Here is a 9079-nt window from a genome sequence, read left to right as displayed (position 1 = left end):
CGGCGTTAGCGGGGTGACCACGGCGCACGCGGCCAGGCCGACCTGCCACGGATGAACACTCTCGCGCGCGGTGACCCGCATGGCCGCCCCCAGAATTCGCTGCCTTGAACGCGTTCAAACTACCCCAGCCGGTGACGGAGCCAGACGTCGGGCCCGACGTGGACCCCGTAGTCCTGCTCCGTTCGCAGCGGACCGGGGCGAGGGCGCCGCGTCCTCGGACCGGCCGTGTCGAAGGGGAGGCCCGTCCAACGGCCTGGACCTGCTGGGGCAGCGTTTCTGCCCCTCCTGCTCGGTCAGCCTGCGAACCCGCACCGGTTGTGCGATCCCGCCTCCCACGCTGGTTAGAGAAGTCATTTCCAATCAGCACCGAGCAAACCGGCGAACCTTACTGGTCACAGCACTAGGGCAGGACCGGCCCGACCGAGTCAGCGGTAATCCGTTGCGTCGTCCTCGGCGGGGCCGGGGGCTGCCGTGCTGTCGGCGGCCTGGCCGGCGGCTCGTTCCGCGCGGAGTTCTTCGGCGACGTCGTAGGCTCGGCCCGGGTCGTAGACAGTGACCGAAGTGCCAGGGCTGGACATCGCGCCTGCCCGGGGCGTGTACCGGTAGCTTTCGACGCCGCGTTGGGCGGCCATGCCGTCGACCTCGCCGACAGGTACCCGCCACAGCTCGGCGGTGTGGGACCGGGTCCACCACGCGTCCGGACGCAGGAAGTCTCGCTTGACCTCCGTCTGACGCTCCACCGGCACCTGGACCTGGCCGAGTTGCTCGGTCAACCAGCCGGTCAGCGTCTGTGCGTCGACCGGAGAGAGCGGTGCGGACGTCGCCGGTTCGCACTCCACCGTCTCACTGCCGGTATGCAACACCACTTTGATCGACTGTCGCTGCCCCAGACTGAGTCGCTCGATGACGACGACTCGTTGCAGATCAGCCATCGCCATGGTCGACGAACGCAGAAAGCGGGCGATCACGACCTGGGACGGATTTCCCAAGGGGCGGAGCTCGACCCACCGCACCTTCAGGGAGACCGTGACGTACCTCATGGCCACGGTGAGCACGATCACTGCGACCACCGTGAGCGCCATCAGGACCCAGAAACTGCCTCAGAAGAGTGAGTTTCCCGAGATCACGGCGGCCACCAGAGCGGCCAGCAGAGGTGGCGCTGCGACCACCGGCGGGACCATGATGCTCCCGCCGAGCGCGGCAGCCAGCTCGCGGGCCCTGCTGGGCGCGAACAGCAGCCGCCATCCGGCTGTCACGGGTAACACAACTTCCGCAAGTGAGCCGGGACGCCGAGTTTCCATGACTCAAAGGTAGGGCCCCGCAAAGGAGTTCGTAAGGCCACAGCGAGCCGTACCGTCTCGAGGACGGGAACCGCAGGCGACAGCGCGACAGCGCGTCAGCCGACCAGGTGGCGCCGGGGCCACCTGCCCTCTTCACCTGCGGCGGTCAAAGTTCGATGAGACAAACAGCCGAGTGGTCAAGGTTCGGTGAGACGGGACAGCTGCCCGCCGAAGGCCAAGCCCGAACCTCCCGCGCTCAGGGGACCGCGATCCGGCCAGCTCCCCAATCCCGCCTCCTGCAACCGGAAGAACACCATCCCGGCCCGTCATCCCGCCGGGCGGGACGGATTAACTGCGGTTCTCTTTTCGTCACCGCGCAGACTCCCCGTGACGGACAGGACGAGGTGCCTTGGACCCGAACGGAAAGACCCTCTTGCTTCACCTCACACCAGAAGGCATCCACGCTCAGATGCAGGAGTGGCTGCGCGTCGCCGGACAGCAGCGCCTCGTCGCGGCTGCAGCCGCAGCCGCCGGGCGTCGCCGCCAGCGCCGTGCCGCGCGCCGCCTGCCCCGGCCGGATACGCCGTGCGGTCCGGGCACTGTGTAGGTCAGCCGTCGAAGGACTTCGACACGGAGGACGCCAGCAGCAGTAAGGCATGAGCCGATGATCGTGTCCGGGAGCGAGGCCCGCCGCTGGTACAAGAACCGCTCTTTACCGACCGGCGAGCTCACCGGGACGCGCTCGACCTGGGGCGATGCGTCGCGGTCGTGTCAGGGAGGGCCTGCTTCCTTCTCGGATGTCGGGCCGCAGATAGGCACCCCGAGCCTCGCGGTCACCCCGCGTCACGGCATGCCCGCACCGTGACGCCCCCGGCTGCACACTGCGGACGGGCTACGTCATCAACTCGATGTGTGGGTGCTCGGGCTCCGCCGGGCAGACGAACAGGTGCTGCCGGTAGCCGCTGCCTATCTGGACACCGGTCGCGTTGTAGCCGCGGTGGCCGGGGTACGGTCCAGCACCTGGGTGGGGGTGCGGAGACCAACTTTTTCCGGCGTCGTCCCCTTCCTCGAACGTGGCGACGGTCATCAGGACCTCCATGCCGGTGCCGCACTCGGAGCAGGGCTGCGAGCTGGGGTCGGTGGAGTTCCAAGCAGGCCAGCCGCCGACCTTCCAGCCGGGTGCGTTGGACAGCACACAGTCGTAGTACGTGTCCGAGTCCATGTCTTCCTCTGCTGCCTGCGGCAGACTCCACTGCTTGAGCTGCTCCCGCAGTTCTTCGCTCAGCTGCAGATGGTCGGGGTACTCCGTGATCTGCTCCGGTTCGATCACGCACGGTTCCGGTAGATAGCCGTCGAACTGCACTACGGGCGGCTCGGGGGGCGTGTCGAGAATGTCGGTGACGGCGGCTGCCGAACGCCAGAAGAGCAGGGTCCTGGGCATGATCGGATGATCGAAGGGGCACCACAGAACCTGCAGCAGGTCCTTGCCCTCCGGCGGGTTCAGATCGGGCACATCCCTTACGTACAGCTGCGCGACGGGCAGCATCGCTATGGGGCCGTCGTACACCGGGACCGCCTGCCTCACCGGATACGTCCGAGGGGGTCGGATCCGCTCGAGAGTCTCCCGTTCCTCCGGAGTCAGCGGTCGGCCGTGCGAGGCGGCGAAGATCCGTCGCTCCAGCCGCAGATCCGCTGGGGACTGGGCTGGGTTGATGCCATCCACCACATGCGGTTCCTCGCAGTGCGGCCACGGCTCCTCGGCAGGCCACAGCAGCGGCCCGCCGATCGAGCTGTCGTGCCACGTCGGCGCCCCAGGGCGGGGGTGCAGGCGGGTCGCCGTGCGGGCCAGCGGAGCCAGTTGGGGAAAGACCGCGGCAACGTCGATCGGCCGTGGCGGAGTGACAGGAGTGACATTCATGGCCGCAATCTTGCCAATCGCCCCTGACAACGGCCCTCGTGGCCGCCCCACGAAGAGTTCCGGCACGGGCGGCACCCGGGAGAGCTCTACCGCCGGTCTGTTGCCGGCAGATGGCCCGCGAGCAGGTCCGCGATCGCCGCGTGGATGTCTGTCCACGCGCACGGTTCGCGCCTGTGGTCTCCCGTGGGGAGCCGGGAGCCGGGAGCCGGGAGCCGGGAGCCGGGCGCGGCCCGGCACTGGCGGGCGACGCGGGCCGGACCGGCGGCCCGCGCCGCAGGGTGGGCTGCGAGGGCCGCTTGGGGCATATGCAGGCCCGGCTGTCGGCGGCCCGCCGCGCCGCCGGCATGCAGTCAAAAGACGGTGGTGCCGGTCCCGCCGTTCTCGGGGAAGCGACGGGCCCGGCACCAGCCCCAGTGGCACCCGCCCTAACCCTCAACGGACCCAGCAGCTCCTGATGGGCCGACAGCGCAGAACCTGCCCCCAGGCGCCCGCGAAGCCCACGACCCGGACGGCTGCCTCCCACAGCCGGATACACAGGACCTGACCGGGAGCCGACTGCCCACTCGGCGCCCCCGCCTTACCCCGGGAAGTCCGCGTACCGGCTCGCCTGATGGCGCGACCGCCGCCGATAGCACTCGCTGCTCCGCAGCCGGGATCCGGGCTCGGCGGCTTTCGTTCCAGCGGTTGGTTTGGCCCGGGGCGCGTCGGCGACGGTGAGGCAGGGCCGAAGAGCGGTATCCCCCCTGGACGTTGGCCGCGCGCACTAACCGCTGGAAGCCGGAACCGTGAGGACGGTCGTCCAGTCCGTGGGGTCACCGGCGCCGGTGTGCAGTACGCCGTCATCGGCGGTACGGCCCCACGGAACCATGCCGCCGGGCTCCGGGTGGAAAGGCAGCGGGGGTTTCTGCCCGCGGCTGATCAGGGTGGCCTTCATGTCCTGCGCGACGAGGGCCGGGCTGCGAGCGGAGCCGAGGGCGGGCAGGATCGGTGCCATGGGGGCCGAAGGGAGCGGTGAGGCGATGCCGACGCGGTCGCAACCGGAGCGTACGTCCGACGGGCGCTACATCGTCGTCGACGGCCGCCGCTGGCGTGCCACCGATCCCGACATCCCTCCGGAGCCCGCGGGGCGGCTGCGCGGTCATCTGATGGCGGCCCGCCGAGGCGTGGCGGCGGCGCGGCGGAAGGACGACACGCAGGCGGAGCGGGCGGCACGCGCGCGCGTGCACCAGGCGAAGGTCGCTCTCGGCGAACGCGGGGACCCCTGGTGGGAGCAGAGCACCACCGAGCGGACCGCCCGCTGGCGGGACGGGCTCACGGCCCTTGACGCCGCCGCCGATGCCGCCGGTGGGGCCACCGATGACAGGTGACCCAGGGGCTCAGGCGACCGGTGCCGTCGGGTCCGGGGTGAGCGCGTCCCACGGGGCCGGGGTGAGCTGGTCCGTCCACGCGGCCAGCGCCTCGCCGTCCACGCAGATGATCCCGCAGGTGGCCGCGTACTCGGCGGCGGGCGCCGTGAACGAGCTGGTGGTCACGACCACGGCCACATCCGCCTCGTGGATGGTGAAGCAGGTGCCGCCGAACCTCTGCAGGTCCTGGGAGCCGACGCGGTTGTCCTCCGCGTAGTGCTTGCACTGGAGCACGACCCGCCGCCCGTCCAGGGTCACCGCGACCACGTCGGCGCCCAGGTCGCCCGCTCCGCCGACCACCTCCACCGCGGTGCAGCCGTCCCGCGCGCAGAGCGCGGCGACCGCGTGCTCGAAGCCGTCGGCGTCGACCGCCGCGTGATCGAGGGCCTCGGCTCCGATGTCGGGCACGTCCGGGGCGGGGGCCGGGTCTTCCGGCAGGCCGGCGGGACGCGCGCTCGCGCGGTTCCGTACGGGTGCCCTTCCGCGCCGGGTCACCGCGAGTCCGACCGCGAGGACGCCCAGGGCGGCGACCGCCACGAGAACGGCGGCCGGGACACCCGATCTGCGGTCTCCCGCCCCTTCCGCCGTCTTGAGGAAGAGGGCCAGCCCGCCCGCGCATATCCCTATGAGACCGACCGCCAGCACCAAGTCGCGCCACACACGCGCCCGGGGGCGCCTCGGCCCACGCCTGTCTTCCCCGGTCGCCTTCATCCGGGCCCTCCCCTCGCCGCTCGACGGCTCACGCGCGCCGATCCCGACCGGAGGGGTTTCGGGGGCCATGTCGCTCCCGGGCCGCGGGTCGGTGCTGCGGCGTCCCCTCCGAGAAGTCGATGTTCCCGACGGACGCCGCCTATCCGTGAACGTGCCCTCGAAACCCGACCGGGAGGAGTCGGCCGGCCTCCGTCACTCCGCGCGCATCCGGATACCACCGTGGCGAGAATAGCCGTGGCGCCCGTTCTGCCCCTTTCCCCACGGAGGCGACATGTCACGCTCACGCTCATGGGATCTGCAGGGACGCACCGCCGTCGTGACGGATGCGGCACGGGGTCTCGGCGAGGGCCTGGCCCGCCGGCTCTCGGCCCGTGGGATTGCGGGTGGCCCTCCTGGGCCGTGAGGCCGCCACGCTGTCGGCGGTGGAGGTGCCAGCCCCCGTCATGGGGGCGTCGTCAGGTCCGGCGACGCCTGGGCCGAGCTCGACGGGAAGGTGGGTAGTCGCCAGAGCGACAGCCTCGTCAGCCGTTTCGGCTTCACCGATCACACCGCCGTCGTGAAGGAACTCCTGAACCCGATAGGGACGGCCGCCGTGCGCGGGAACGATAGCGACCTCCGCCTTAGACGAATGGCCAGTGCTGGCGCTGAAGCCCTGCGTCCGGTGGCTGGAGAACGCCGACAGCCGCCTGAGCCGCGACTCGGCGTACGCTGCTTCCACGAGCAGGCCGAATTCTGGGAACTCCGGTTTACCAGCTGCCTGTTCCCTCAACAAACGCCACTGGAGGTCCACTACCGCCGCTGGACCGCGTTCATGCGCACTCGCGCGCTCGTCCGAGGACATGAAAGGGAAGAGGTCGTGCAGTTCGCTCAGGCTTCTGCCCTCCCCCAGGTCACTGCCGCCAATACGACGTCCCTGAGTTCTGTTGTCGATCCGCTGATGAGTTCGACCCCTCGGCTCCTTCCCCACAGCAGGAACGCACGCTTCTTCGCTCCGAGAGCAACGGACAGTGGCCGACGGAACGGCACGGGTGGCGGGCTGACCGCTGAGACAGGCGTCCCCCGGCCGTCGGACACCACGGCCACGTCCACGGCCAGTTCGGCTGCCGCGTGTTCCAGAGCAGCGGCCAAGGTGCCTGCAGCTGCCAGATCAGGGTAAAGGTCGGGGTTCACCTCAGCAGTGTGGCGTCTCGGGACAACGAGAAGAACCGGCGTCTTAGGGCCTGGGGCGGTCGAACGGACCTGTCAGGATGGGCTCGTGACGATCACTGCGGACATACGTACGGACCGCCCGCGACACCGGACCCTCGGGCGGGTGTTGCTGGCCGGCGGAGTGGCGACGGGAGTTGCCTGCCTGGTGGGCCCCCGCCTCGCTGAGTCGACGGGGCTGCTCGTCCTGACCGGCGCCTTCGAGTACCGGTGGCCGAGCTTCCTGGTGGCGGTCGGGCTGTTCGGCGCGGCGGCCCGGTTGCTGGCCCGGGGCGCGGTCCGGAGGCGGGTGCTTGCGGTGTGCGCGGTCGCAGCCGTGGCTGTCGTCTGGTTCCGGATGGTCCTCTTCCCGATGCTGAGCGCCGACTGGGAGGAGACGGGCCGCACGGCTGCCCCGGACGGCGCGGATCGGTACGTCGTGGTGGAGGAGGGCTCGGCCATGATCGATCCGTTGTGGCGGGTGTCGGTCGTGGACGGGGCGGGGCTCACCGCGCGCCACTGGAACGTCGGCACCTTCAACGGGGACGCCGCCGACGGCGTACTGGCGAAGGTGGCCTGGTCGGGGCCTGACACCCTGGTCGTCACGTCGGGGGAGGGCGAGGTGACGACCGTGCGCCTTGATCCGAGCACCGGGAAGCCGGAGCGTAAGCTGTCCGTCCCGTAGGTGATGATCTGATGGTTTTTATCGGTGGTGGTTCGGCATCGTGATGTCAGTGGGCCCGTTGGGATTTTTCGCCAGCGCGTTGCAGCGGTCACAGGTTCCTGAGTGGGCGGCCGAAAGAGCTCACTGACGCGTGGCTTCAGAACCCGTATCGCCGGTTCATCTCCTCCATATCCCACGTCACTTCGGCCTCCGCCTCCGGGCGTCGCCATTCCAAGTACCCTTCGTCGTCCACGAACGGTTCCCATTGCCCCCAAATCTCGATCGAACCACTGTGCAGGGCCCAGGGCCCCGGGGAGAGTTCTGTTCGTCCGGCTTGATCACGTGTCGGCGCGGCCCGATCCGGCTCGGAATCAGAGTTCAGTTGGCGGCAGGCCGAGGTGGTCGTGCCATGCCTCGCGTCCTGCGGGTGTCACGAGCAGGGCGCGGGTGGTGCCGACGCGCTTCATCCATCCGGTGGTGAGTGCGTGGGTGCACAGGGCGGCGCCCACGGCGCCGGCCAGGTGGGGACGGCGCTCGGTCCAGTCAAGACATGCGCGTACTGGTGGGCGGCGTGAACCGGTGGGCACCGTGATGCCGATCTCGACAAACCAGAGGGCGCCCTTGTTGGTCAGGCCCGGTTCGGGTCCCCACTCCAGCAGTCCGCGCTCGACCATCGCGTCGGTGATCGCCAGTGCGACGGTTCCGGCCAGGTGGTCGTAGCACAGCCGGGCGCGGGCCAGTGCATGCTGTCGGCCGGAGGCCGACAGTGAACGTGGCCGGGCTTTGTCCTGCGGGGCCAGCGCGGCAAGGCTTTCGATCAGTTCGACCACCCTGCGGTCGGCTACCCGTACATAGCGGTGGCGTCCGTGTCGCTCCTCGACGAGGAGTCCGCCGTTCACGAGCAGGTTCAGGTGTGAGGTCGCGGTGGACGGTGCGATGCCGGCGTGACGCGCGAGCTCATTTGCCGTCCACGCCCGGCCGTCGAGCAGCGCGAGGCAGAAGGCGGACCGGGTGCCGTCGGCCAGTAGTTTGGCCACCCCTGCCAGGTCCACCCCCACGTCCTGACCTGCGCGCTGAAAGTCCACGGTGTCCATTGTCGCCGACGTCTCTTCGACGGCTGTCGAAGCGTCCGCGGCCTAGCGTCGGCACGTGCGCAGGGCTCACCGGCCCCGCATCCGCCCGCGAGGCCGCGCCGCCTCCGCTCACGTACTGGAGCAACCATGACTTCGTGCGACATCGCCGTCCCGGGCTCCCACCAGCCTGAATCCCGGACGGGCTTCGTACTCACGGACGCCCCCGCCCCGGCGGATATCGCGGCGATCTCCGACGCGCTGGACCGCTTCAACGTCGAGCACACGGGGATCGCCGACCGCAGACCTCTGGCCGTCCTGGTCCGTGATCCTGCAACGCGCCAGGTGGTCGGCGGGCTGACCGGGCGTACCTCGCTCGGGCTGTTCTTCCTCGACCTCTTCTACCTGCCACCCCGGTTGCGGGGCAGCAGGCTGGGAACACAGATCCTCCGGAAGGCCGAGGACGAGGCCCGTGCCCGTGGCTGCCGCACGGCCGTGCTCTACACGATCACCTTCCAGGCTCCCGGCTTCTACCAGAAGCACGGGTGGAAGCGGCTGGGAGATGTGCCCTGCGATCCACCGGCCACCAGCCGCGTCTTCATGACCAAGGACCTCACCGCACCAAGCGGCGAATCAGTTCGGTCCCGGTAAGGTCGCCGTGTGGCTTCACAGGTGGGAGTGGGGACCGGTTGTCAACGAGTCTCAGCAGCAGTTGTTGATCATTGCGCCGGAAAATGTCGGTGAGAACTGGGTTCTGGCACGGATCTTGGGGAGCCGTCGCGGAGAGTCATCGTGGCGTTCGATAATGAGCTCCACACCTACAGTTCTGCTTCACTGAACTTTGA

General features: G+C 69.7%; 10 protein-coding genes. 3 read left to right on the top strand and 7 right to left on the bottom strand.

Annotated elements, in window-relative coordinates:
• Positions 1-425 precede the first annotated feature (425 nt).
• The 4 genes from IO20_RS0133715 to IO20_RS0133700 all read right to left on the bottom strand — a co-directional run bounded on the left by IO20_RS0133715 (position 426) and on the right by IO20_RS0133700 (position 4192).
• Complete coding sequence (locus tag IO20_RS0133715) at positions 426-1061, bottom strand: hypothetical protein (RefSeq protein ID WP_157850865.1); 636 nt, start codon at positions 1059-1061, stop codon at positions 426-428.
• Between the two features lie 39 nt (positions 1062-1100).
• Complete coding sequence (locus IO20_RS40595) at positions 1101-1256, bottom strand: hypothetical protein (RefSeq protein ID WP_157850864.1); 156 nt, start codon at positions 1254-1256, stop codon at positions 1101-1103.
• A gap of 916 nt (positions 1257-2172) precedes the next feature.
• Entirely contained in the window at positions 2173-3264 is a 1092-nt protein-coding gene (locus tag IO20_RS0133705; RefSeq protein ID WP_342668817.1) for a hypothetical protein, read from the bottom strand.
• Positions 3265-3961: 697 nt separating this feature from the next.
• Positions 3962-4192 carry a hypothetical protein gene (locus tag IO20_RS0133700; protein ID WP_030557011.1) on the bottom strand — a complete coding sequence of 77 codons (231 nt, stop codon included), beginning with the start codon at positions 4190-4192 and terminating at the stop codon, positions 3962-3964.
• A 25-nt stretch (positions 4193-4217) separates the two neighbouring features.
• Between IO20_RS0133700 and IO20_RS0133695 the strand changes: the two genes are divergently transcribed.
• Positions 4218-4565 carry a hypothetical protein gene (locus IO20_RS0133695; protein ID WP_030557013.1) on the top strand — a complete coding sequence of 116 codons (348 nt, stop codon included), beginning with the start codon at positions 4218-4220 and terminating at the stop codon, positions 4563-4565.
• A 9-nt stretch (positions 4566-4574) separates the two neighbouring features.
• Here IO20_RS0133695 and IO20_RS0133690 read toward each other — a convergent pair whose 3' ends face one another.
• Positions 4575-5315, bottom strand: coding sequence for a restriction endonuclease (locus IO20_RS0133690; RefSeq protein WP_051875191.1), 741 nt, complete (start codon positions 5313-5315; stop codon positions 4575-4577).
• A 286-nt stretch (positions 5316-5601) separates the two neighbouring features.
• Positions 5602-6156, bottom strand: a complete 555-nt coding sequence (locus IO20_RS42495) for a DUF6193 family natural product biosynthesis protein (protein ID WP_425423765.1) — start codon at positions 6154-6156, stop codon at positions 5602-5604.
• A gap of 414 nt (positions 6157-6570) precedes the next feature.
• On the opposite strand from IO20_RS42495, the gene IO20_RS0133680 reads away from it, so the two are divergent.
• A complete protein-coding gene (locus tag IO20_RS0133680; RefSeq protein WP_030557019.1) occupies positions 6571-7185 on the top strand; it encodes a hypothetical protein in 615 nt (204 codons plus the stop codon).
• Between the two features lie 350 nt (positions 7186-7535).
• On the opposite strand, the gene IO20_RS0133670 is transcribed toward IO20_RS0133680, so the two are convergent.
• Positions 7536-8258, bottom strand: a complete 723-nt coding sequence (locus tag IO20_RS0133670) for an ArsR/SmtB family transcription factor (protein WP_030557021.1) — start codon at positions 8256-8258, stop codon at positions 7536-7538.
• A gap of 126 nt (positions 8259-8384) precedes the next feature.
• Between IO20_RS0133670 and IO20_RS0133665 the strand changes: the two genes are divergently transcribed.
• Positions 8385-8885, top strand: a complete 501-nt coding sequence (locus tag IO20_RS0133665; RefSeq protein ID WP_030557023.1) for a GNAT family N-acetyltransferase — start codon at positions 8385-8387, stop codon at positions 8883-8885.
• The last annotated feature ends 194 nt before the right edge of the window (positions 8886-9079 follow it).

This window comes from Streptomyces exfoliatus, assembly GCF_000725545.1.
GTDB lineage: Bacteria > Actinomycetota > Actinomycetes > Streptomycetales > Streptomycetaceae > Streptomyces > Streptomyces exfoliatus.
This window is presented reverse-complemented; position numbering and strand designations above follow the sequence as displayed.